Source organism: Saccharopolyspora karakumensis (genome assembly GCF_004349225.1).
Lineage (GTDB): Bacteria > Actinomycetota > Actinomycetes > Mycobacteriales > Pseudonocardiaceae > Saccharopolyspora > Saccharopolyspora endophytica.
The window spans coordinates 1-22,658 of the sequence record NZ_SMLA01000035.1; the positions used below are offsets into that span (position 1 = coordinate 1).

Annotated in this window: 23 protein-coding genes and 1 pseudogene; 13 read left to right on the forward strand and 11 right to left on the reverse strand. The window is 69.8% G+C overall.

The window, feature by feature from the left end:
• The coding region (locus E1202_RS20760) for an NAD(P)/FAD-dependent oxidoreductase (RefSeq protein WP_132684818.1) at window positions 1-890 on the forward strand (890 nt) is incomplete at its 5' end.
• Here the strand turns inward: E1202_RS20760 and E1202_RS20765 are convergent.
• Entirely contained in the window at window positions 868-1,398 is a 531-nt protein-coding gene (locus tag E1202_RS20765) for a TIGR03086 family metal-binding protein (protein ID WP_132684819.1), read from the reverse strand. The genes E1202_RS20760 and E1202_RS20765 overlap by 23 nt on opposite strands.
• A gap of 100 nt (window positions 1,399-1,498) precedes the next feature.
• Here E1202_RS20765 and E1202_RS20770 point away from each other — a divergent pair.
• A pseudogene (locus E1202_RS20770) lies at window positions 1,499-1,822 on the forward strand (dihydrofolate reductase family protein); the annotation flags it as partial.
• Between the two features lie 12 nt (window positions 1,823-1,834).
• Here E1202_RS20770 and E1202_RS32260 read toward each other — a convergent pair.
• Together E1202_RS32260 and E1202_RS32265 are read right to left on the reverse strand one after the other, a co-directional pair.
• Window positions 1,835-2,011, reverse strand: coding sequence for a HepT-like ribonuclease domain-containing protein (locus tag E1202_RS32260; RefSeq protein ID WP_235878743.1), 177 nt, complete (start codon window positions 2,009-2,011; stop codon window positions 1,835-1,837).
• Between the two features lie 258 nt (window positions 2,012-2,269).
• Entirely contained in the window at window positions 2,270-2,449 is a 180-nt protein-coding gene (locus E1202_RS32265; RefSeq protein WP_235878746.1) for a hypothetical protein, read from the reverse strand.
• Window positions 2,450-2,825: 376 nt separating this feature from the next.
• On the opposite strand from E1202_RS32265, the gene E1202_RS20785 reads away from it, so the two are divergent.
• Complete coding sequence (locus E1202_RS20785) at window positions 2,826-3,200, forward strand: VOC family protein (RefSeq protein WP_132684820.1); 375 nt, start codon at window positions 2,826-2,828, stop codon at window positions 3,198-3,200.
• Between the two features lie 47 nt (window positions 3,201-3,247).
• Here E1202_RS20785 and E1202_RS20790 read toward each other — a convergent pair whose 3' ends face one another.
• From E1202_RS20790 to E1202_RS20805, 4 genes are all read right to left on the reverse strand, one after another.
• Complete coding sequence (locus E1202_RS20790) at window positions 3,248-3,634, reverse strand: hypothetical protein (protein WP_132684821.1); 387 nt, start codon at window positions 3,632-3,634, stop codon at window positions 3,248-3,250.
• Between the two features lie 98 nt (window positions 3,635-3,732).
• A complete protein-coding gene (locus tag E1202_RS20795; RefSeq protein WP_132684822.1) occupies window positions 3,733-4,533 on the reverse strand; it encodes a DUF2182 domain-containing protein in 801 nt (266 codons plus the stop codon).
• Window positions 4,530-5,189 (reverse strand): DUF1326 domain-containing protein, encoded by a 660-nt coding sequence (locus E1202_RS20800; RefSeq protein WP_132684823.1) that lies wholly within the window; start codon window positions 5,187-5,189, stop codon window positions 4,530-4,532. The genes E1202_RS20795 and E1202_RS20800 overlap by 4 nt, the downstream gene beginning before the upstream one ends.
• 1,287 nt (window positions 5,190-6,476) lie before the next feature.
• The gene (locus E1202_RS20805; protein ID WP_132684824.1) at window positions 6,477-7,271 is read right to left on the reverse strand and encodes an exodeoxyribonuclease III; all 795 of its coding nucleotides are present in this window, start codon (window positions 7,269-7,271) and stop codon (window positions 6,477-6,479) included.
• A 271-nt stretch (window positions 7,272-7,542) separates the two neighbouring features.
• On the opposite strand from E1202_RS20805, the gene E1202_RS20810 reads away from it, so the two are divergent.
• The 3 genes from E1202_RS20810 (at window position 7,543) to E1202_RS20820 (ending at window position 9,286) form a co-directional block, all read left to right on the forward strand.
• Entirely contained in the window at window positions 7,543-8,409 is an 867-nt protein-coding gene (locus E1202_RS20810) for a helix-turn-helix domain-containing protein (RefSeq protein ID WP_132684825.1), read from the forward strand.
• A gap of 235 nt (window positions 8,410-8,644) precedes the next feature.
• Window positions 8,645-8,881 carry a DUF397 domain-containing protein gene (locus E1202_RS20815; protein ID WP_093413953.1) on the forward strand — a complete coding sequence of 79 codons (237 nt, stop codon included), beginning with the start codon at window positions 8,645-8,647 and terminating at the stop codon, window positions 8,879-8,881.
• Window positions 8,882-8,929: 48 nt separating this feature from the next.
• Window positions 8,930-9,286 carry a hypothetical protein gene (locus E1202_RS20820; protein ID WP_132684826.1) on the forward strand — a complete coding sequence of 119 codons (357 nt, stop codon included), beginning with the start codon at window positions 8,930-8,932 and terminating at the stop codon, window positions 9,284-9,286.
• Between the two features lie 371 nt (window positions 9,287-9,657).
• Here the strand turns inward: E1202_RS20820 and E1202_RS20825 are convergent, their stop codons facing one another.
• Complete coding sequence (locus E1202_RS20825) at window positions 9,658-10,194, reverse strand: RICIN domain-containing protein (RefSeq protein WP_132684827.1); 537 nt, start codon at window positions 10,192-10,194, stop codon at window positions 9,658-9,660.
• Between the two features lie 206 nt (window positions 10,195-10,400).
• On the opposite strand from E1202_RS20825, the gene E1202_RS20830 reads away from it, so the two are divergent.
• The 5 genes from E1202_RS20830 to E1202_RS20850 all read left to right on the forward strand — a co-directional run bounded on the left by E1202_RS20830 (window position 10,401) and on the right by E1202_RS20850 (window position 16,360).
• Window positions 10,401-11,231: a hypothetical protein gene (locus tag E1202_RS20830; protein WP_132684828.1), complete on the forward strand. Its 831-nt coding sequence runs from the start codon at window positions 10,401-10,403 to the stop codon at window positions 11,229-11,231.
• An 88-nt stretch (window positions 11,232-11,319) separates the two neighbouring features.
• Window positions 11,320-11,865 carry a GNAT family N-acetyltransferase gene (locus E1202_RS20835; RefSeq protein WP_235878748.1) on the forward strand — a complete coding sequence of 182 codons (546 nt, stop codon included), beginning with the start codon at window positions 11,320-11,322 and terminating at the stop codon, window positions 11,863-11,865.
• Window positions 11,862-13,133 (forward strand): MFS transporter, encoded by a 1,272-nt coding sequence (locus E1202_RS20840; RefSeq protein WP_132684829.1) that lies wholly within the window; start codon window positions 11,862-11,864, stop codon window positions 13,131-13,133. The genes E1202_RS20835 and E1202_RS20840 overlap by 4 nt, the downstream gene beginning before the upstream one ends.
• Window positions 13,134-13,169: 36 nt before the next feature.
• A complete protein-coding gene (locus E1202_RS20845) occupies window positions 13,170-14,645 on the forward strand; it encodes an ABC transporter substrate-binding protein (RefSeq protein WP_132684830.1) in 1,476 nt (491 codons plus the stop codon).
• Complete coding sequence (locus E1202_RS20850; RefSeq protein ID WP_132684831.1) at window positions 14,642-16,360, forward strand: ABC transporter permease subunit; 1,719 nt, start codon at window positions 14,642-14,644, stop codon at window positions 16,358-16,360. Before E1202_RS20845 ends, E1202_RS20850 begins: the two co-directional genes overlap by 4 nt.
• On the opposite strand, the gene E1202_RS20855 is transcribed toward E1202_RS20850, so the two are convergent.
• The 3 genes from E1202_RS20855 to E1202_RS20865 form a co-directional block, all read right to left on the reverse strand.
• A complete protein-coding gene (locus E1202_RS20855) occupies window positions 16,344-18,233 on the reverse strand; it encodes an N-acetylmuramoyl-L-alanine amidase (RefSeq protein WP_132684832.1) in 1,890 nt (629 codons plus the stop codon). The genes E1202_RS20850 and E1202_RS20855 overlap by 17 nt on opposite strands.
• Before the next feature lie 112 nt (window positions 18,234-18,345).
• Complete coding sequence (locus E1202_RS20860; protein WP_235878750.1) at window positions 18,346-19,161, reverse strand: polysaccharide lyase; 816 nt, start codon at window positions 19,159-19,161, stop codon at window positions 18,346-18,348.
• Between the two features lie 74 nt (window positions 19,162-19,235).
• Complete coding sequence (locus E1202_RS20865; protein WP_132684833.1) at window positions 19,236-19,958, reverse strand: helix-turn-helix domain-containing protein; 723 nt, start codon at window positions 19,956-19,958, stop codon at window positions 19,236-19,238.
• Window positions 19,959-20,114: 156 nt separating this feature from the next.
• Between E1202_RS20865 and E1202_RS20870 the strand changes: the two genes are divergently transcribed.
• Window positions 20,115-21,989 (forward strand): S9 family peptidase, encoded by a 1,875-nt coding sequence (locus E1202_RS20870; protein ID WP_132684834.1) that lies wholly within the window; start codon window positions 20,115-20,117, stop codon window positions 21,987-21,989.
• The gene (locus E1202_RS20875) at window positions 21,986-22,630 is read left to right on the forward strand and encodes a DUF3159 domain-containing protein (protein WP_132684835.1); all 645 of its coding nucleotides are present in this window, start codon (window positions 21,986-21,988) and stop codon (window positions 22,628-22,630) included. The genes E1202_RS20870 and E1202_RS20875 overlap by 4 nt, the downstream gene beginning before the upstream one ends.
• Window positions 22,631-22,658: the final 28 nt, after the last annotated feature.

Genomic DNA, 22,658 nt, shown 5'->3' on the forward strand with positions numbered 1-22,658 from the left:
CCCTCCCCGTCCCCGGCCACGACGCCGAAGGCGTGCTGCACCTGCGCCGGGTGGGCGACTCCGACCGCATCAAGGAGACCTTGGCCGGCATCGAGGACCTGGTGGTGGTCGGCGCGGGCTGGATCGGGCTGGAGGTCGCCTCCGCCGCCCGCCAGGCCGGTGTCGGCGTGACCGTGGTGGAGACCGCCGAGCTGCCGCTGCTGCGCGTCCTCGGCCGCGAGGTCGCGGAGGTCTTCGCCGCCATGCACCGGGATCGGGGCGTGTCCTTCCGCTTCACCACCGCGATCGACGAGATCCTCGCGCCGTCGGGGAAGGTCACCGGGGTGCGGCTGACCGACGGGCTGGAGATCGACGCCCAGGCGGTGCTGATCGCCGTCGGCGCCGATCCGGACGTGGAACTGGCCGCCGAGGCCAAGCTGCGCGTCTCCAACGGCGTCCTGGTCGACGCCACGCTGCGGACCGGTGATCCCAACATCGTCGCGGCGGGCGACGTGGCCAACGCCTTCCACCCGCTGCTGGGCAAGCAGATCCGCGTCGAGCACTGGAACAACGCCCTCAACCAGCCCGCCGTCGCCGCTTCGTCGATGCTCGGCGGCGACACCAGCTACTCCGAGCTGCCGTACTTCTTCACCGACCAGTACGACCTGGGCATGGAGTACCTCGGTTTCGTCGAACCGGGCGAGTACGACGAGGTGCTGTTCCGGGGTGACGTCGAGGCCCGCGAGTTCATCGCCTTCTGGCTCTCCCAGGGCCGGGTGCTGGCGGGCATGAACGTCAACATCTGGGACGTCACCGAGCAGATCAAGACCCTCATCACCTCCGGCACCACCATCGACCGCCAAGCCTTGGGCGACCCCGGAGTTCCCCTCAACGAGCACATCGCTCGCTGAGGCCGGGAGCGCGTCCGGTCATGGCGACGATCCGATCCAGCAGCGGCGCGTCGTCGGCGACCTCGACCGGAGGTCCCCACAGCTCCGGCAGCGGCGCGCTGGGGACGAACACGCGAACGTGGGCCCAGCACGCCCGCAGGGTGTCCTCGGGCAGGTGAAACCCCGCTCCAGTGGCCTGCGCCAGGTCCCAGCCGTGGACCACCACCTCGGTGAGGGCGATGCGGCCCCAGACCTCGTTGCGCAGCGGCACGCCGCCCACCTCGGTCTCGCCTGCCCAAGCGGCCGGCGCGGACCACGCGTCGGCCAGCTCCAGCACGTGAGCTCGGGCGTCGCCGGGGCCCGGCCGAGCCGAGGCCAGGGCGGTGAACCCCTGCGCGGCCTCGTCGACGTGCGCGATGAGGTCGCGGACCGCGTACTCCGAGCACGGGGTCGGCAGGTCCAGCTGGTCGTCGGTCACGGCGCTCAGCAGTCCGGCCAGCCGGTGGCAGGCGGGTGTCAGATCGATCAACGCGGACCTCCTCGGACGGACTCGTCGAAGAGGTAGACGGAAAAGGGCCGCCGAACTCATCGCCGCGCCGCTATGGTCACCGAGGACCACGAGGGGCACCTACCGGCACCTGCGCAGCATCGTGTTCTCGCGCAGCATCACCGAAACCCCGGACCCGACCGTCGAATTCGTCTCCACCGATCCGCTGGAGAAGGTGCGCGAGCTCAAGCGCGAACCGGGCGCGGGCATCTGGCTGTGCGGCGGCGGGAAGCTCGCAGCCGCGCTGCGACCCGAGATCGACGAGCTGATCATCAAGCTGCACCCGGTGGTGGCGGGCGCGGGAATCCCCCTGTCCGACGGCGAGTTCTCCCCATCCCGGTTCGAACTGGCCGACGCCGAACCCTTCAACAGCGGCGTCCTACACCTCACCTACCGCAAGCGGTGAGACCGCGCGCCGTCAGGCTTCCAGCAACTTCCTCAACACATCGGAAAGAGGAGGAAGCCTGTCGGTGAGCACTTGCCACACCAAGGCGTCGTCGACTGTGGCGTACCCGTGGATGAGAATGTTCCGGAAGGCCACGATTCGAGGTAGGTCGGGGATCTTCTCGGCGAGCTCCCGATCGGCTTTCGACAACTGGTTCAGAGCCTCACCGATGATCTCGAACTGCCGCTCGACATGGCTTGCGCCTGGTACGACGCGAAGTCTTCACCCTTGGTGAACTCGCCGATCAGTTCTGCGGCCTGGAGCGCCTCCCAGAGGTACGTCCGAACGTCACGCTGCAGAGAGGAGTTCCCTGGTATCCAGGACCTGCTGCTTGAAGTAGGGGTTGCGAATGCTCGCAGCGCTGACGAGGTCGACCGGACGACCGAGGATGTTCTCCAACCCCCTCTTTCAGTCGAAGTAAGTGCCGAAGTAGTCGAACCCAGGACCAACCGCGAATTCGACCAGCACATCGACGTCACCGCTGTCGACGTCGAACGCCGTTCCCACCGCCGAACCGAAGAGGTCGAGCCGACGCACTGAGAGCATCCGGCAAAGCGCTTCGACCTCATCGCGCTTCGCCTCGATCAACTCGTGCATGGTCGACACCTCCCCGCCTCATTGTGCCTGATCACGGAGCCCAAGTCACCTCACCGCACACCTCGCAGAGGTTCCCAACCGATCTCTGATCGTGCAGAACCCACCCGGTGAGCCGAGCAGGACCGTTGCGATCACGAGCCGTTCCGGCTAGCTTTCATCTCATGATGACCGGGGCGGCGTTGAGCCATGCACGGATTGGCTACCCGGTAGAGAGCTGACCTCTCCGCGGGCCTCGCGCCCCTCCCCCTCTCGTTCGGGAGGGGGAGGTCTCCTCCCACCCGTCTGACGACGGCGGACGAGCGCGTCGACATCCGTTCAGCCCGCGTTCCTCCACGACTGAGCACCGCAGTCCACTGAGGAGAGATCTGTGAGCGTCACGTTCAACCACACCATCATCGCCGCGAAGGATCGCGAGGAATCCGCGCGGTTCTACCGGGAGCTCTTCGAGGTTCCACAAGCCCCGTCGTGGGGCGTGTTCACCAACGTCCAGCTCGACGGCGGCGTGCTGCTGCAATTCGCCGAACCACCGGTGGAGATCCAGGTGCAGCACTACGCGTTCCTGGTCGACGACGCCCTCTTCGACCGCGCCTACGCGCGCATCCAGGAGCGCGACATCGACCACTGGGCCGATCCGCACGGCGCCGAACCGGGCCGGATCAACCACAACCACGGAGGTCGCGGCGTCTACTTCACAGACCCCGCCGGCCACGGCCTGGAGATGATCACGACGCCGTACCTGTGAGTTCGAGCGGGCGCGGATTCATCGCGAACTCGCGCCCGTCGCGCCCCTCACGCGAACCGGGCGAAACCGGTCGCGCGTTCGGTGATGGTGAGCGGCGTGCCGGAGTCGGCCATCGGGCGAAGACCCTCGCGAACCGCGTCGTCGGGATGACCGTGGACGTCGAATCGCTCCACCTCGCAGTGCTCCATCACGCCGCGGATGTAGGGGTCGGAGAGCCGCCAGTGCTCCCGGATCGCATCGGAGTCGCGGTAGAGCTGGTAGCTGTAGGCCAGCATCCGCTCCTCGTCGATGAACACGTCCACCATCAGCTGCGGACCGCGCTCCTCGACGAACTCCACCGCCTCGCGCACCGCGTCCTTGAACTCGTCCAAGTGGCCCTCGGTGATCCGCATCGTGTTCCGGAAGAGGATCGGGCCTTCTTCGGGCTTCACCATGCGACGAGTGTCGAACTTCGACCTAACTGGAGGTCAAGCCCGCCCTGAGTCCGGGCGGACACGAGCCGACGGGAGCTTCGGTTCGGCGCGAGGACGCTTCAGACCATCGGGGCCAGCAACCCGGGCGCGATCAGCAGGACGACGCCCGCACCGACCAACACCGCGCCGAGCGCGGAGCTGACGATCTCCGCTCGGGGGAGCACCTTCTCGATCGAGATCACCGCGGCGAGAACGGCCATCCACAGCAGGTTCATCACACCGACGGCGAGCAGGACCACCATCAGCGCCCAGCAGCAGCCGAGACAGTACCCGCCGTGGTGCACGCCGACCCGCAGCGCCCCCAGCCTTCCGCCGACCACCGCGTCGCCATGCCTGACCACCAGCGCCAGCGGTGATCGGCAGCGGACCAAGCACCAGCGCTTCAACGGGCTGAACTCGTACGCACCGGCGACCAGGAGCACGACAGCACCGACCCGCACCGACGCGGTGCTGTGGCCGATCGCGTCGAACCCGCGCAGGACCGCCCACGCGACAACGCCCGCGGCGGTCCAGACGAGCAGGTACCCGAACGTCAGGGGCGGCAGCACTCCGCGTCTCCGCCGTGCCCGCACCAGCCTGAACACCCCGATCGTGAACGGCGTGATCGCCGGCAACATCATCGCGGCCATCATCACGACCCAGACACCGAGGAACAGGGCGAAGGGCGCCGGTCCGCCCGACATCATCTCGGCCGACCCCATGCCGGTGAGCAGCCCCATCCGCATCTCGGGCATGCCGAGGACTCCGCTGAGCAGCCAGGAGACCCCCGCCAGCGCCAGCAGAACCGCGGCCAGCACCACCTCCACCCCGGACCAGGACCGCAGCGAAGGGACGCCGCGCGCCTGCGCAGTGCCGGTCATGCCGCGTCCGGCCCGGACCAGTCGAAGGGGATGTACTTGCTGGAGTAGCCGGAGCGGTCCCAGCTGAAGCCGAACGCGTCGGCCCGGTCCGCGGTGGCCTTGCCCCAGACGGCCGCTCCGTGCCCCGGTCCGACTTCCGAGCCCGGCAGGTTGTGCACCTCCACACGTGCGCCTTCGGGGCTGGCGGGACCGGTCAGCGCTTCGACGGTCGCCTCGGCCTTGCCGGGGATGCGGACGCTCCAGGTGGCCAGATCATCGGCGATGGACGCTTCGATCGGGCTGTACTCCATCGCGACGATCTCGGGGCCGAAGATCTCGCCGAACTGCTTCGGCCAGCCTCCTGCCTCGCCGCCGAAGATCTTCTGCAGCGCCGCGCGCTGCGATTCGTCGGCTCGCTCGTCGATGAAGATGGCGGCGCGGGCGTCGCTGTGCTCACCGCTCCACACGTTGCCGACGAACGAGCCGAGCATCGCGACGTTGAGCCCGTCCAGGGCGGTGTCTCCGTAACTGCCTTCACGGATGTGCCACAGCAGGACGCCGTTGCAGTCGCCGTAGGTCGGCGGCTGCGCGAAGGAGCACGGACATGGAATCGCGCACTTGCACGCGTCGAACCAGCCCCCGACGACGTGCCACTGCGGAGTGCTCGGAGCAGCCATGTCGACCTCCACATCATCGCAGACCTCGGATCCAGTGTCGGCGCGCTTCGCGGCACGAAACAGGGACGAAAGACCCGATGAGCCCACTTCCAGGCGCAGCTCGAGACCGGACCGGTGGCGACTACCTCTGATGCCGGCGGGCCAGATGATCACGGAGCCGAGCGTGGCGGAATTGGTGGACCGCACCTGCTTGGCGCAATTCGCCACGGCAAGGAAGCGTTTCGTGGACCGAGGCAAGCGCCCGGTCAGCGGGAGCCAAAGGCGCGCAAAAATGAACCGATCCCCCACGCAGAGCCAAGCAGGCGAACCGCTCCATCCGCTGCTCCGACCAGAAACCCAATGCAAAGCTGCGCGGCAAACGTGGGTGCGCGATCGAACACCACGAACCCGACGACACTCCCCACTGTGATTGCCGCAGCAATTATACGCACGAGGGTGACCGCGCCGTCAGCAATCAAGAGCTGCTACGCACTCACGGACTTCTCCGGGTCGCGGCGACCACCGAGAAGCAGAGCCACGAGATTCACAAGCCCAAAAACGAGCCCGCCCGAGAGTCCGCCCAGCCTTCCTCAACCATACTGCCCGCATTCCAGGCGCCGACTTGGATAGTGATCGATGTTGTCCCTGCGAGCTCTTCCGAACTTCCGGCCGAGAAACCGAGAACCACCCCGACGAGCACCTCATCTCCTTCTTGAACCCCGCGAACGTCAGGCCTCTCAGCATTCGCCGCCGAAGCCGTAAACGGAATCGTTCTGGCTCTTGCCGTGGTGTCCTGACACATTCACAAAAGCAGCAACGACCCCGGTTGGCGCACATAAAGGAGCACCAACGGAACACCGGAGACGGAAGATTAACTCACGGTCATCGGGCTCATGAGAGCACCCGCAAACCAACCCGACCAGCCGACAAGGCAAGTAATGATAACGGCACGGGTGATGTTATCAATGCCAGTGCCGAGACGCCACCAAGTGAGATCACAGCTGCCGAGCCGAGTCAGGTGAGCTGCAAGATAACCGAGCCACCGCTGGACTCGGTCCGGGCCCCAGTTCGGCCACTCGGTGGCATGCGGGCTGATTAAGAGACGGGGGCCGTAGACGGCGTCGAGATCGTTGCCCAGAGATGTTCCTCGAAGTCTTCCCTGACCGGAAAACGATGTGCGTCGAGGAGTTCTGCCGGGTCGCGGGCCGCGGTGTCGTCCCGGCACGACGATCAGTGTGCCGCAAGACACCCATCACCCGTGCCGGCGACGACCCATCCGCCACCATTCCCGAACCGACTCGGCCGCGATCAGAAGTCGTAGGCGACGGTCACCGGGGCGTGGTCGGACCAGCGCTTGTCGTAGCTGGGTGCGCGTTCGACGACCGCCTTGGTCGCGCGCTCGACAAGTCCAGGGGTCGCGACCTGGTAATCGATCCTCCAACCCGAGTCGTTGTCGAAGGCCTTGCCGCGGTAGGACCACCACGAGTACGGCCCGGGACCTTCGGGGTGGAGGTGGCGGACGACGTCGGTGTAGCCGGACTCGAAGACCTCGGTCAGCCACGCCCGCTCCTCCGGGAGGAAACCGGCGGACTTCTGGTTGGCCTTCCAGTTCTTCAGGTCGACCTCGCGGTGGGCGATGTTCCAGTCGCCGCAGACGACGACCTCGCGGCCCGCGGAGGAGGCGCGCTCGCGGAGTCCGGCGAGGTGTTCGCCGAATTCCTTCATGAAGCGCTCCTTCTCGTCCTGGCGCGGGGTGCCGACCTCACCGCTGGGCAGGTAGAGGCTGGCGATCGTGATGCCCGGGAGGTCGATCTCCAGGTAGCGGCCGCTGTCGTCGAACTCCGCCGAGCCGAAACCGATGCGGACGGCCTCCGGTTCGGTGCGACTGTAGATCGCCACGCCCGCGCGGCCCTTGGCCGAGCTCGGGGCCAGGGCCGCGTGCCAGCCTGCGGGCTCCCTCACCTCCGAGGTGAGCTGGTCGGGTTCGGCGCGGGTCTCCTGCATGCAGATCACATCCGCACCGGTCTCCGCGAGCCACTCGACGAATCCCTTCTTCGCGGCGGCACGCAAACCATTTACATTCACCGTTGACAAAGTCAGCACATCGACGAGCCTATCGAGTGCTTTTCAGCGGATGGACCGCCCCGCACGAGTGATTTCCACCGCTGATCGACCCCGCAGACGGATTTCGAGCGGATTTCAACGCTCCGCAATCCGTTGATTTCACCCCGTTGACCTGCGCAAGATCGTCCGAACCGGGGAAGCTACTAGACCTGCGGCCGTATTCCACTACTATCGCCTCCCGTAACGTTCAACCACTTCGCGTCGACAGTGGGACGTAGAACGTCCTAAAACCCCCTGCAGGAGGTCTCGCGTGGCCCCGGACAGCGCCACGGGAAGCGGCCCCACGGCCCGCCGTCTCGTGTTGGGCAGCCAGCTGCGCAGGTTGCGCGAGTCCAAGCAGATCTCCCGCGAGGACGCCGGGTACGCCATCCGCGGTTCGGGTTCGAAGATCAGCCGCCTGGAGCTCGGTCGCGTCGGCTTCAAGGAACGCGACGTCGCCGACCTGCTGAGCCTGTACGGAGTGGACGACCAGTCCGAGCGCGAGTCCTTTTTGGACCTGGTGCGCCGGTCCAACGAGCCGGGCTGGTGGAACCGCTACAACGACCTGATCGCGCCGTGGTTCCAGGACTTCGTCGGCCTGGAGGAGTCCGCCTCCCGGATCCAGACCTACGAGCTCCAGTTCGTCCCGGGCCTGCTGCAGACCGAGCGCTACGCGCGAGCCGTCGCCACCCAGGGGCGCCCCGAGGTCGAGGACGAAGAGGTCGACCGCCGGGTCCGGCTGCGCATGCAGCGGCAGCGGATGTTCTCCCAGCCCAAGTCGCCGCGCGTGTGGGCCGTGATCGACGAGTCCGTCCTGCACCGGCCGATCGGCGGCAAGACGGTGATGCGCGAGCAGATCGAGTCCCTCCTGGACTCCACGAAGCTGCCCACGGTCACCCTCCAGGTGCTGCCCTTCTCGCTCGGGCGCTCCGCTGCCGAAGGCGCCTACACGATCTTGCGGTTCGCCGAGCCGGAGATTCCGGACATCGTCTACCTGGAACACCTCTGCGGCGCGTTGTACCTGGACAAGGCCGAGGAAGTCGAGACCTACAGCAAGGTCAGCCACCGGCTCGCGGTCGACGCGCTGACTCCGGAGGGCTCCCGCAAGCTGATGCAGGAACGCCTCCGGGAATTCTGAGCCCCACCGGGAATTTCCCAGTTTTCTCGCCCGTTCGGGCGATCAAGGACGACCGTTCGCCACGCGGTCGGCACCGAGTGCCGCCGTGGGCGTTACACCTGGCGGTGTGATCACGCTCTCAGCGCACTGCACGTGCATTCAATCGTGCATCTGCAACTGATACCTTCTGCTGCACGATCAACTGCACGTGCAGGTGATCCGTGCAAGATGAGAGTCGGGGAAGGGTGGGGTTCGGATGACGAACATCCAGAACGGCATGCCCGCGAAGCAGCTTCCCAACGCTGACTGGCGCAAGAGCCGCCACAGCGGAGCGGTGGGTAACTGCGTGGAGCTGGCACCGTTGGTCGACGGTGGGGTTGCTGTCAGAAACTCGCGCTACCCGGAGGGCCCGGCACTGGTCTACAGCAGGGACGAGATCGCAGCGTTCCTCAATGGAGCAAAGGACGGCGAGTTCGACGATCTGATCGTCTGAACTGGTCGCCACATGGTCTGAGCCCCTACGACGAACAACGGTGGCGCCATGAACGACATAACCAACGGCCTGCAAGCCCTGGTCGCCCGCGACTTCCAGTTCACGCATCCCCGAGATGCCAGCGGAAGCCTGGTCGCCGTGGTCGGAATCCGCGTGCACCACGGGGTTTTCGACATCCTGCAGCTCTTCGGCGAGAACGACGCCGACGCGGCGCGCATCCCCGCGGACGAGCCCGACGTCCTGTTCCCCAGCCGAGTGCTGTGGCGAACCAACGGACCCGCCCTCGACGTGATCGACGAGCTCCTGCACATGCCGGAACCGCTGCTGGAAACCGGCGCGGAGGGCAACGGCTGCTGGATCCCCACGCACGCCGGCCGCTCCAAGTGGCTCGCCGTCACGGCCTGAACAAGGTTCCCAGCCGGGTCTGATTCGTGGTGGGCACGCCCCACCCCGGGCCTGACCCCGCTGCCGAAACCCCCCGTCCGAAACCCGGTGTTCGGCCACCCCCCCATGCCGCGCACCGGAACGGACGCCCCCAAATGAGGTCGGGTTCCCGCGCACAAGTCCCCCAGCGCGCGGGAACCCGATCTTTGGGGTCTCAGGCAGGCGCGCTCACTCGTGAACTTCTCGGCGAACTCCCGCTGAGCCTCGCGGCTGGGAGTGCGTCGTCCACCCGGCGTTCAACCTGCCGCTGCTGCCCTGACAACCGTCCCCGCGCACGAGAAGACGGCTGCTCCGACCGGAATTCCGGTGGGGCAGCCGTCTTCTCCGTCCGCTCAGATGTCGAGCTTGAACGACTGGGTGTCCATGGTGTTGTGATCGGGTTTCGTGGAATTGCTGGTGACCTGTTCTCGTTCGGTGAGCTGCAGTGCGCCGTTCTTGGCCGGGGGCTGCTGGATCGCCACGACCAGTCGCGGCGTGGACTTCGGGCTGATGACGACGGTGCCGTCGTTGCGGCGGTTGATCGTCCAGACCTGGGCGGCGTTGGCCGGATCGCATTCGGCGGTGCGCAGTTCACCACCCGAGCGCGCCTCCGCGGTCACGCACTGGCGGTTCTCCTGACTCTGGATGGTCATCGCACCGTCGGGGCGCTTGGCGATGACCCACTGATCGGCCGAACGCGGTTGCGCGGCCGAGTGGGGCTGCACGGTGCGGATCACCGAGTCCGGTCCGTTGACCACCCATCGGGACTTGTCGGCGACGGTGGTGATCTTGGTGACGAGCACGGAATCGGCCGAGGCCGACGGCGCGGGCACGACCGACAAGACCGCCATCGCGCCGAGTGCACCCAGCATCCAGCGAGCGCGTCTCATGATTGTTCCTCCAAGAATGAAGGTGTTTCGGGGAAGGCGAACCCGTCCGGTTCGCCCGAAATCGATACATACCAGCGCCCTGGGTGATGTTCGCGGCCAGTAATCACAACGGGCGAAGCACGGATGATTCGAGGCGTTCCCCGGCCGGGCACCACCGGTGAGTAGCCTGGCGGCCCGGTGTTCCCCAAGAGCTGCGAGGATTTTCGGTGACCGAGTACCAGCACTACGAGTTCCTCGCGGTCGACCGGCCGTTGAGCGACGACGAGCAGGCCGAGGTGCGGGAGCTGTCCAGCCGGGCGGTCATCAGCGACACCGCCTTCGTCGCCACCTACGAGCAGGACGACTTCCGCGGCGACCCCGACGTGCTGATCGAGTCCTACTACGACGCGCACCTGCACGTGACCAGCTGGGGCGCGCACCGGCTGATGATCCGCGTCCCGCGCGGGGACCTCGACGACGCGATCGCCGAGGAGTTCGAGGTCGCCGAGCGCGTCGACGTCTGGAGCTCCGAGGAGCACGTGGTGCTGGACTTCATCAGCGAGGACGAGGAGCCCTCCGGCTCGACCGGCCACGATGGACTGCTGCCGCGGCTGGCCGGTGTCCGCGACGAGATCGCCGCCGGGGACCTGCGTCCGCTGTACCTCGCGTGGCTGGCCGGTTACGGCACGTGGGAGCGCGACGAGTTCGCCTTCGACACCAGCGCCGAGGAGGAGCTCGAACCGGTCGTGCCGCCGGGGCTGACGCAGCTCACCGCCGCGCAGACCGCGCTCGCGGAGTTCCTGCGGCTGGACGACGACCTGCTGGAGGTGGCCGCCGAGAACAGCACGCCGCTGCAGGAGCGGCTCGACCCCAAGGCGCTCGGCGCCTGGGTGACCGATCTGCCGTCGGCCGACAAGGACCTGCTGCTGCTGCAGGTCGCGCAGGGTCAGGCGGCCGAGGCGCGGATCGAGATCCTGCGCCGCTTCAACGGCGACACCGCCGCCGGAAGCCGCACCGTGGGCGAGCTCCTCGACCAGGCGGCCCAGCGCCGGTCCTGACCGCACACCCCTTTTGTTGCCACCTCATTGCAACAGCAATCGAGGAGTGATTAACCTCGGAGGGGTTGGTCGTGACCTAGGGGGGAACGTGGACGAGGTGCAGCGGATCGGCGACTACGCGTTGCGGCAGGCCCGCCCGGAGGACGTCGAGGGTGCGCGCGCGCTGATGCTCGACACCTTCTACCGCGAGATGGGTTCCGGTTACGTGCCGGAGTGGCACGCCGACGTGATCGACCTCGAACGCACCTACCTGCGCACTCCCGGGCAGGCGCTGTTCGTCGCCGACCTCGGCGGTGAGGTCGTGGCCACCGCCGGCCTGCGGGCCGGTGGCCCGAAGAGCCCGCCGAACCCGCTGTGGCTCGCCGAGCACTACGCGCGCGGCGCCACCGCGCAGCTGGTGCGCACCTACGTCCGCGCGTCGCACCGCAGGCACGGGCTGGCCCGCGCGCTGGTCGAGAAGTGCTGCGAGTTCGCCGCGGAATCCGGCTACGACACCGCCTACCTGCACACCGACCCCGAGATCGACGGCGCGGAACCCTTCTGGCGGAGCCTCGCCAAGGAGGTCCACGACGCGCGCGGCGAAGGCGAAGCGATCGTCCACTTCGAGATCGCCCTGCCGACCTCGCGCGCGTGACCGCCGCCGACACCCGGCGCGGCCGGTGGTCGCTGCTGGCGCGGTTGGCCGTGCTGCCCGGACTCGCCCGCCTGCTGCTGCTGACCCAGCTGGCGTTCAACATCGGCTTCTACCTGGTGGTGCCGTTCCTGGCCACGCACCTGGCCGACGACCTGGCGATGGCGGGTTGGGCGATCGGCATCGTGCTCGGCGTCCGCACCTTCAGCCAGCAGGGCATGTTCGCGATCGGCGGCGCGCTGGCCGACCGCTTCGGCGTCCGGCCCGCGGTGCTCGCGGGATGTTCGGTGCGCATCGCCGGATTCCTGGTGCTGGCCGCGGCGGGAGACTTCGCGACCGTGCTGGTCGGAACCGTGCTGATCGGGCTCGCCGCGGCGCTGTTCTCGCCCGCGGTGGAATCGGCGCTGGCCGTGCAGGGCGCGGAACTGGAGGAGCGCGGCGTGATCTCCCGGACCGAGCTGTTCGGGTTGTTCGCCGTGTGCGGCGAGGTCGGCGCGGTGACCGGGCCGCTGCTCGGCGCGGTCCTGCTCAGCGTCGACTTCGGACTGACCTGCTCGGTCGCGGCCGCGGTCTTCGCGGTCGTCCTGACCGCGCACGCGCGGTGGCTGCCGCGCGGACCGCACGCCGAACGGCGACCGCTGCTGGCCGGGTGGGCCGACATCGCGCGCAACCGCACGTTCCTGGTCTTCGCCACCGGTTACAGCGCCTACCTGCTCAGCTACAACCAGCTCTACCTGGCGCTGCCGGTGGAGCTGGGCCGGGTGGGCGCGGACTGGGCGCTGGGCTGGATGTTCGCGCTCGCCGCGGTCGTGGTCGTCGTCGGCCAGCTGCCGCTGGCGGCGTGGGCGCGGCACCGGTTCGGCGCGCATCGCGCGCTACCGCTGGGTTTCGGCCTGCTCAGCCTCGCTTTCGCCGTCGTGGCGGTGTTCTCGCCGTGGACGCTGCCCGGCGCGGTGTCGCTGCTCCCGGCGGTGCTGTTCGTGGTGCTGCTGACCTTCGGGCAGATGCTGGCGGTTCCCGTGGCCCAGGACCTGGTGCCCCGAATGGCCGGTGGGCGCAATCTCGGCTCGTACTACGGGTTCTTGTCTTCGGCGGGTGGTCTCGCGGTGCTCGTGGGTAGCGGTGTCGCGGGCGGGCTGCTCGACCTGGCGGCGAGTCCGGGCCCGTCGGCGCCGGTGCCGTGGTCGGTGCTGGCGCTGCTGCCGGCTGTGGGTGGTCTCACGCTGCTGATACTCGCCAGGCGGTACAGGAATGAAAGTCGTTCTCATTAATCTGGGTGCTTCCGCGCCCGAGGAGGTCCACTCCCCATGTCCCAGGGACTCGCCCGCGTCGCCGCGCTGTTAGCCGGCGCGCTCGTGCTCTCCGGCTGCTTCGCCGCCGCTCCCGGCGGTGGTGCGGACGACCGGCTGGGCGTGGCCATGTCGTTCCAGCCGGTCGCGAACCTCTCGCCCCACAGCGACGACGCGCTGTTGCTCACCAAGCTCGGCGCCGCCGAAACCCTCACCGTCCTCGACCGCGACGGCACCGCGCGGCCCGCGCTGGCCGAGAGCTGGGAGCAGGCCGACCCGCGCACGCTGCGGCTGAACCTGCGCTCTGGCGTCACCTTCCACGACGGCACACCGCTGACCGCCGAGCACGCCGCCGCCTCCCTGAACCACGTCGTCGCCGCCACGACCCCGCCCCGCGCGCTCAAGGGCGTGCAGCTCACGGCGAAGGCCGCCGGTGAGAGGACGCTGGAGATCACCACCGCGCGACCGGATCCGATCCTGCCGCAGCGGCTCACCGCTCCGCAGCTGGCGATCCTCGCCCCCGCCGCCTACGCGGACCCGGCGTCGCCGAACCCGGTGCGCACCGGAACCGGCCCCTACGTGCTGGATTCGGTGCAGGGCGCCGCGGGCGCGACGCTCAACGCCAATCCCCGCTACTGGGACGGGGCGCCGAAGGCGTCCGGTGTGGACGCGCGGTTCATCGCCGACGGCGTGAGCCGGGCGAACGCGCTGCGCGCGGGCGAGGTCGACGTCGTCGACACCGTGCCCGTCTCGCAGCTGCCCGCCGTCGAGGGCAACGAGGTCCTCGACGTGCCGCTGCCCCGGCTGATCGGCGCGCACCTCAACACCCGCTCCGCGGTGTTCGCCGACCCGGTGATGCGCGCGGCGGCGCGGCAGGCCATCGACCCCGCCCGCATCGCCGAGGGCGTCTACGCGGGCCAGGCCGATCCGGCGCGGGGGCTGTTCGGCCCGGCGAGCCCCTGGGCGACCGCCGCCCCACCGCCTCCGGCTCCAGCGGCCCAGCCGCGCGGCCGCATCCGCATCGCCACCTACGACGAGCGCCCGGAACTGCCCGAGATCGCCTCGGTGGTCGCCGAGGACCTGCGCGAGGCCGGTTTCGAGGTGACCGACGTGGTCGTGCAGGAGTTCTCCACGATGGAGTCCGATCTGCTCTCCGGCGCCTACGACGTGGTGATCGGCGCCCGCAACTACTCGGTGGACACCGGTGACCCCGTCGGCTACCTGCGCAGCGACTGGACCTGCGACGGCGGGTACAACCTGTCGCGGCTGTGCGATCCGGCCATCGACGCCGCCGTCGAGGCTGCCCAGGGCGCGCCCCCGCAGGAGCGCGAACGCGCCGCGGTGCGCATCGCCGAGCGGGTGCTCGGCACCGACGCGATCGTCCCGATCGCGCACGAGCGCAGTCGCATCGGCGTCGCGCCCGGCGTCAGCGGCGTCGCCGAGGACAGCTTCGACCGGAGGCTGATCACCGTCGAAACCTCGCACGGCGCATGAGGACGGTGCTGCGCGGACTGCTCGTCACCGCCGGCGCCGTGCTCGTCCCCGCGTTCGTGGTCGGCGCGCTGCCGTGGCTGCGCGGCGACGACCCGGCGCAGACCGTGCTGCGCGCCCGCTCCGCCGAGCAGGAGCTCGACCCGGCCGTGCTCGCCGCGATCCGGCGCGACGTCGGCATCCCCGACGACCCGGTGACCGGAGTGCTGAGCTGGCTGGCGGGTGCGGTGCGCGGGGACTTCGGGCGTTCCTGGGTGAGCGGCGTCCCGGTGTCGGATTCGCTCGGCCGGGCCGCGGGCATCTCCGTGACGCTGGCCCTCGTCGCCGCGCTGACGGCGCTGGTGTGCGCCCTGCTGGTGCTGGCACCGAGCCTGTGGCGGGCCGCCCGGGGATCGGGTCGTGTCGGCAGGGGCGCGCTGGCCACCGGCGCCGTGCTCGCCGCGCTGCCCGAGTTCCTGCTGGCCACCGGGCTGTTGGTGCTGCTCGCCGTGCACTGGGGGCTGGCGCCGACCTCGGGCTGGTCCGGTCCGGCGAACATGCCGCTTCCCGCGCTGGCGCTGGGGCTTCCGGCCGCCGGTGCGCTCGGCCGGGTGCTGGCGAGCGCGATCGACGGCGCGCTGGCCGAACCGTGGGTGCGGGTGTGGCGGGCCAACGGGATTCGCCGGCGCGTGATGCTGCGGGCCGTGGTGCGGCGCTCGGTGGCCGTGGCGTTCCCGCAGCTGGTGCTGCTGTTCGTCGGGCTGCTCGGTTCGGGGATCGTGGTCGAGGCGGTCTTCGCCATCCCCGGCCTCGGCGCGACCGCGCTGAACGCCGTGCTCGCGCAGGACCTGCCGCTGGTGCAGGGGTGCGTGATCGTGCTCGCGTTGCTGGGCCTGGCGTTCGGCGGCCTCGGCGTACTCGCGCACCGGTGGATGCTGGGACCCGCCTTGCGCAGCACCGGCATCCCGCAGTCCACATCGGACTCGGCCGGGAGCGCGCGCTGGGCGCTGGTGGCGGCGGGAGCGCTGACCGTCGCCGTGCTGGCCGGGCTGCTGCGCGACCCGAACGCGATCGCGCTGACCGACCGGCTGCAGGCCCCGACGTCCGCGCACCCGTTCGGCACCGACTCGCTGGGGCGCGACCTGCTCGCCCGCTTCGGCCACGGCGCGCTGCTCAGCATCGGAGGATCACTGGTGGTCAGCGCGGTGGCGCTGGTCGTCGGCCTGGCCTCGGGCATGACCCGCACCCGCGCGGGTGTCGCCGACGTCCTCAACGCGGTGCCTCCGGTGCTGGCGGGCGTCGTGGTCGCGGCCGTGGCCGGGCCGGGGATGCTCAGCGCCGTCGTCGCGGTCTGCTCGGTAGCCTGGATCCCCCTGGCGGTCCACGCCCGGACCCTGACGGCCGAAGTGCGCGCCTCGGGATTCGTCCGCACCGCCATCGCCACCGGAGCGAGCCGGGCCCACGTCATCACCCGGCACCTGCTGCCCTCGGTGTTCACGCCGGTCCTGCGACACGCGCTGATCCGGCTGCCGCACAACGCCCTCGCCCTCGCGGGCCTCGGCTACCTGGGGCTCGCGGCACCGCACGACTCCCCGGAGTGGGGCGCGATCCTCGCGCAGTCCATCGACTACGCCGAAACCGCGCCCTGGAGCGTGCTCTTCCCGACCGCGGGGCTCGCCCTGCTCGGCCTCACCGCCGCGCTGGCCCCGCACGCACCGGGTGTCACGCGACCGGCTTGACGTCCGAACGCTTCACGTACACCCAGCGGTGGTGGTAGGAGATCCGCACGTACTGCTCGGCTCCGCTGATGACCACGTGGTTGTTCGGGTCGTCGAGACCGTCGTAGCCCACGTGGTAGTCCGTGGCGTCCACGCCGTCTCCGGCGACGTACACCTGCCCGGCCGGGATGGTGTACGGCAGCGGGTCGATCAAGGTGGGGTCGATGCCCTCCGGGTACTCGCCCGGCGACGGGGCCGCCATGCCGTAGGTCGGGATGCCGTCGCGGCGGGCCTCGACGAGGTCGGCGTCCTCGGCGGGAGAGGTGTTCTCGCCGCCCGGGTCGCGCAGCCACGCCTTCTCGCCGCCGAACCATATCGCCAGCCAGTCGCCCCGCCGCTCGGCGACCGCGTAGCCCCGGCCGGTGGCGGCCTTGGCCGACCAGTCCTCGATGCGGGTGGTGCCGGGTTCGCCGTCGGGGTGCAGCGCCGGGTTGCTCAGCAGCGGTGCGTCATCGCGCGGCTCGGTGCGCAGGTACAGGAAGTTCGCGGGCTGCGCGGGGAGTTCCTGGCAGGCGCCGTCCGGGCATTCGGTGACCGGCGGCTGGTTGGTGGCGAAGCGCGGGTGGATGGTCACCGCTTCGCCCTCACCTCGTTCGCCGTCGAGCGGTGCCCCGACGAGGTTCATGTAGTGCGCCCAATCCCAGTACGGGCCCGGGTCGTAGTGCTCGGCCCCGGCACCGGCGGGCTTGTCGGCGCTGACCTCGTCGTGGCCGACGACGTGCTCGCGGTCCAGCGGGATGTCGTACTTCTCAGCCAGGTACCGCACGAGCTCCGCCGACGAGCGGTACATCGCCTCGGTGTACCAGGTGCCGCCCTCGTTGGCCCAGCCCTCGTGCTCGATGCCGATGGAGTGCATGTTCCGGTCCCAGCTACCGGCGTGCCACGGCATGTCCTCGGTGGGCACCATCTGCGTGACCTCGCCGTCGGACGACCGGATCACGTAGTGCGAGGCGGCACCGTGCGCCGGGTCCTGGAACAGCGAGATCGTGGTCTGGTAGGCAACTTCGGTGTCGTGCAGGACGATCGAGTCGATCTCGACGTCGTCGGGCCGCTCGGCGGTGTCGTAGTTGCCGTACCCGGCTGCGGGGTCCTCCGGGTCGGTCGGCGCGTAGGCGGCGGGGATGAAGCGGCAGTCCAGCGAATCCGGGCACTCGGCTTCGGCTTCGGCTTCCGCTTCGTCCTCGGCGAGAGCGTTCGCGGAGAGGTCGCGGTCGGGCTCCACCTCGGGGATCGGTGCGAACGCGACGTGCTGCCCGCTGGAGGTGGTGCGCGCACGTCCTTGGCCGAGCACGTCGTAGACGCTGTCGGCGAAGTCCTGCGCACCGCTGGCCCGCGGGCTGCCGCTGAGGTCGGCGATCGCCGGGTACCAGGCGCCGAGGTCGTTCGGGAGCTCGCCGCCGCCGAGGCGCTCGGCGCGGGCGGCGAGCAGCGCGGCCCCGGCGCGGACGTTCTGCTCCGGGTCGTTCTTGAGCGTCTCCGCCGCAACGCCCACGAGCTCCGCGGCCTCCGGCAGCGTGTGCAGCGCCGGGTGGTCGGCGAGCTCGCGCAGCTTGGGGTTCTCCTCGCGCAGCCGGGCCACGTCGACCTCGGTGAGGTGCATCGGCCCGTAGCCGCCGGCCCTGCTCTGCTCACCGCGGTGGTCCTCCCACCTGGTGAGCTGGTAGGACGTGGCCATCAGAAGCGGTGCGGGAACGCCGAACTCGGCCGCGGCCGACTCGAACGTCCGCTGCACCGCGGTGTCCGGATCCTCCGCCGCGAGAGCGGGAGCGGTGCTGAGCAGCAGCCCCGCGGTCACCGCCGCCCACAGCGCGCGTCGCTTCGCCTGTGCCTTCACCCGGGCCTCCCGTTCCTGTTCCGCTCACCGCGGAGCGCTCAGGAACGGAATGTCCTCCTCCGATCGCGGGCACGTCGGCGATTTCGCACAACCGCGACCCGCTCGTTACCTGTCAGGGCGTGCTGACCTGGAAATCGCGGAACCGGGCGTGCACGTCGCGGTTCGGCCCCCACTCGGTGGCGTGGCCGCCGAAGAACGTGGAGAAGAAGACGCCGGCGAAGGGGATGTCGGAGATCTGCTGGATCCCCTGCTCGTCGAGCACCTGCTGCCCGTCGATGCTCACCACGATGCGCCCGCTGTCGCGGTCGACGGTCTGCTGCACGGTGTGCCACTGGTCGTCGGCCTGCCACTGCCAGGCACCGCGACCGACGTCCTCGCCGTAGCCGTCGCCCATCGACGGGTCGTAGACGTAGACCTCGCCGTCGGCGCTGCGCGCACCGGAACCGGCGTCGTTGCGCCACATGTACCGCGTCGACCACGCCTGACCGTGGTTCCCGCCCCCGGCCTCGCCGGGCTTCCCACCGTAGAGACCGGGCAGCTTGCCGCCCTTGCCGAAGTCCCAGTCCGCCGGGAACCGGACCTGGTAGGTCAGCTGGAGGCTGCGCGCCTCGGCGAGATCGCCGCGCCCGGCGGCGGTGAAGTCGCTGTAGAACTGGCCGCCGCCTTCGCCGGGGCAGTCCTCGCAGGACGGTGCGGACGAACCCCGGCCGTAGAACACGTCCACGGCCCCGTCCTGCCCGGACATCCGGTCGAACCCGAACCGCCCGTCACCGACCGCACCCCACTGCTGCGACCACGAATCGGCCGGGAAGTCGGCGAAATCCCCGTTCCACGGCTCCGCGGCCGACGCCGAGGCGGGCAGTGAGACCGCCGCGGCCAGCACGAGCCCGAGAAGTCCCGCCGCACGACGAGATCGGTGAGTGCGCATCGTTGATCACCTCGACCACGAGCACACACCCCCACCCCCACCCGGTCAACGCCCTGGCGGGAAGCTGCCGCGGGTCAGGTGCCGCGGATGCGGTGGTGGACTCGGCGGAGGACGTCGAGCTGGGCCGGGTTGTAGAGGTCGGCGAGGGCTTTGCCCGCGGTGGTCCAGGCGTGGCGGGAGCCTCCGGGGGCGTCGGCGTCGAGTTCGAGCAGGCCCGGGTGCTTCTCGTAGAGCGTTCGGGTGAACTCGGCGATCTCTTCGGCGACGGCCTGGCGGGTGGCTTCGTCGGCGTCGGCGGGCAGGTCGTCGAACTCCCCGGCCCCCTCGTTCGAGGTGCTCTGCAGCATGTCGACGTAGGCCTGCAACCCCTTCGGGCCGAGGATCCGGGAGACCACGACGAGGAACGAGCGGTCGGCCTCGGTCATCGGTGCGCGCGCCGCGGCGGAGCCGAGTTCGGGCGGAAGGTCGGTGGGCGTGGCCTGGTGCAGGATGAGACCGAGCTCCACGCGGGCGCGCTGCAGTCGTTCGATGGTGGCGGCGAGTTCCGCGTCGAGAGCGCGCAGGGCTTCCTCCGGGTGGTCGTCGGCGTCGCCCATGGCGGCGATCTGGGACAGCGAGAACCCGAGGTCGACCAGTCGCTTGATGCGCAGCAACCGGACCAGGTGGGCGACGCCGTACTGCTTGTAGCCGTTGGCCCGCCGTTCGGGCTCGTCGAGCAGCCCCACCTCGTGGTAGTGCCGCACGGCGCGCAGGCTCGTGCCCGCCAGCTCGGCGATCTCGCGGGTGCTCCAGGCCACCGGGTTTCTCCTCGTCTCAAGGGCGTTGCACGTCGTAGTCAAAACCGTGCCGCTGCGGCACGGTCAAGGGTGACCCGCATCACCCCGCTGCGGGCTTGAGCATGCCGCAGCGGCACACCTTCTCCTTGTTCCACAGCCACGAACGAGGGGGATGACATGACCAGACCCGACCACCTCGCGGTCGAGGATCTCTTCGCCGACCCGGAGCGCGCCAAGGCGCGGATCTCGCCGGACGGCACCAGGTTCGCGTTCCTCGCGCCCTGGAAGAACCGGCTCAACGTGTGGGTGCAGGACCTCGACCCGGATGCCGAGCCGCGGTGCGTCACCGCCGACGAGACCCGCAGCGTGCAGAGCTTCCACTTCACCGACGATCCGCGCTGGCTGCTCTACCTGCAAGACGACGGCGGCGACGAGAACTGGCACCTGCACCGGGTGGACCTGGACACCCCCGGCTCGCCCGCCGTGGACCTGACGCCGTTCCCCGGCGCCCGGGTGGTCTCGGCGGAGCCGTCCCTCGGGCGCCCCGGCAGGCTCGCGATCCTGCTCAACGCGCGCAACCCGGCCGAGTTCGACCTGCACGAGCTCGACACCGCCACCGGTGAGCTCACGATGCTCGGCCAATGCCCGGGACTCGGCATGACCTGGTTCCAGGCCGGTGGCGGCGAGCTGCTGGTCACCGCGCTCACCTCCGACGGCGACGTCGAGATCCTGCGCCCGGACGCCGAAGGCGCGCTGCGGCGCGTGCTGCTGCTTCCGGGCGCCGACCACCCGGTCGGCGGAATGTCGCAGATGACGCCCGACGGCACCGGCATGTGGTTCGGCACCAACGAGGGCACCGACCGGACCCGCCTGGTCCGCATCGACCTCGCCACCGGCGAGTCGACCGAGGTCGACAGCCACCCGGCCTTCGACCTCGACCCGCGCCCGCAGGTGTTCCCCACCGCGCCCGCGACGCTGATCCGCGACCGCGCAGGCGAGCTGCTCGGCGTCCGCTACCTCGGCGAACGCCAGGAGATCCGGGCGCTCGACCCGCACTTCGCCGAGGTGCTGGCCCGGCTCCAGGAGCTCTCCGACGGCGACCTCGGCGAGCTCACGTCCGACGACGCCGGGCAGCGCTGGATCGCCTCGTTCAACCACGACCGCGACCCGGGCGCGACCTGGTTCTACGACCACGCCACCGGTGAGCGACGACTGCTGTTCCGGCCGTTGCCGCACCTGGACCCCGAGTCGCTGGCACCGATGACGCCGGTGACCATCACCGCCCGCGACGGGCTGGAGCTGCCGTCGTACCTGACGCTGCCGGTCGGGGTCGAACCGTCGGGGCTGCCGCTGGTGCTGCTGGTCCACGGTGGACCGTGGGCGCGCGACGCGTGGGGCTTCGACCCGGTGGCGCAGCTGTTCGCCAACCGCGGTTGCGCGGTCCTGAAGGTCAACTTCCGCGGTTCGACCGGTTTCGGCAAGGCGCACACGCAGGCCGCGATCGGCGAGTTCGCCGGAGCGATGCACGACGACCTCATCGACGGCGTCGACTGGGCCGTCGAGCAGGGCTACGCCGACCCCGGCCGGGTCGCGATCTTCGGCGGCTCCTACGGCGGTTACGCGGCGCTGGTCGGCGCCACCTTCACCCCCGACCGCTTCGCGGCCGTCGTCGACTACGTCGGCATCTCCAACCTCGCGAACTTCATGCGCACCCAACCCGATTTCGTCAAACCCGGGCTGGTCAACAACTGGTTCCGCTACGTCGGCGACCCGGCCGATCCGGAGCAGGAGGCCGACATGCTGGCCCGCTCGCCGATCACCCGCGTCGACGCGATCCGCGCCCCGCTGCTGGTCGTCCAGGGCGCCAACGACGCGCGCGTCGTGCAGGAGGAATCGGACCTGATCGTCGAAGCCGTCCGGGCGCGCGGCATCGAGGTCGAGTACCTGGTCTTCGACGACGAAGGGCACATGTTCGTCAACCGGGAGAACGTCATCGCCATGTTCCACGCCGCCGACCGCTTCATCACCCGCCACATAGGAGACGCGCAATGACCAGGACCGAAACCGACGCGCCCCAGGCCGAGCAGAAGCCCGTCAACGTCCAGCAAACGCTGCTCGACGGGCTCGGCGGGCCGATGGGAATGCTGTGCACGACGTTGCCCGTGGTGGTGTTCGTGACCGCCACCGCGTTCCTGCCGCTGACCCCGTCGATCGGCATCGCGCTCGCGGGGGCCTTGGCGCTCACCGGTTTTCGCCTGCTGCGGGGCGAGAAGCCGTCCTCGGCGCTCGGCGGCGTCCTGGCCATCGCCGTCGCCGGCGGTGTCGCGGCCTGGACCGGCTCGGCCAAGGATTTCTTCCTCATCGGGATCTGGGCCAGCCTCGCCGGAGCGGTCGTCGTGCTCGTCTCGATGCTCGCCGGTCGTCCGCTGACCGGAGTGATCTGGAACCTGCTGCACGGCGGCGGGAACGCCTGGCGCCAGAACCGGTCCGCGCTGCGCGCCCACCACCTCGCGTCGCTGGCGGTGCTGCTGGTCTTCGCGGGGCGGTTCGTGGTGAAGGAATGGCTCTACCTCACCGATTCCACCGGTTGGCTGGCCTTCGCCAAGATCGCCATGGGCACCCCGCTGACCGCGCTGGCCGCCCTGGTCGTCCTCTGGTCCTTCCGCCGCACCACGAAGGTCCTCAAGCGCTGACCGATCAGCTGACCCGGCGGCCGGCCGC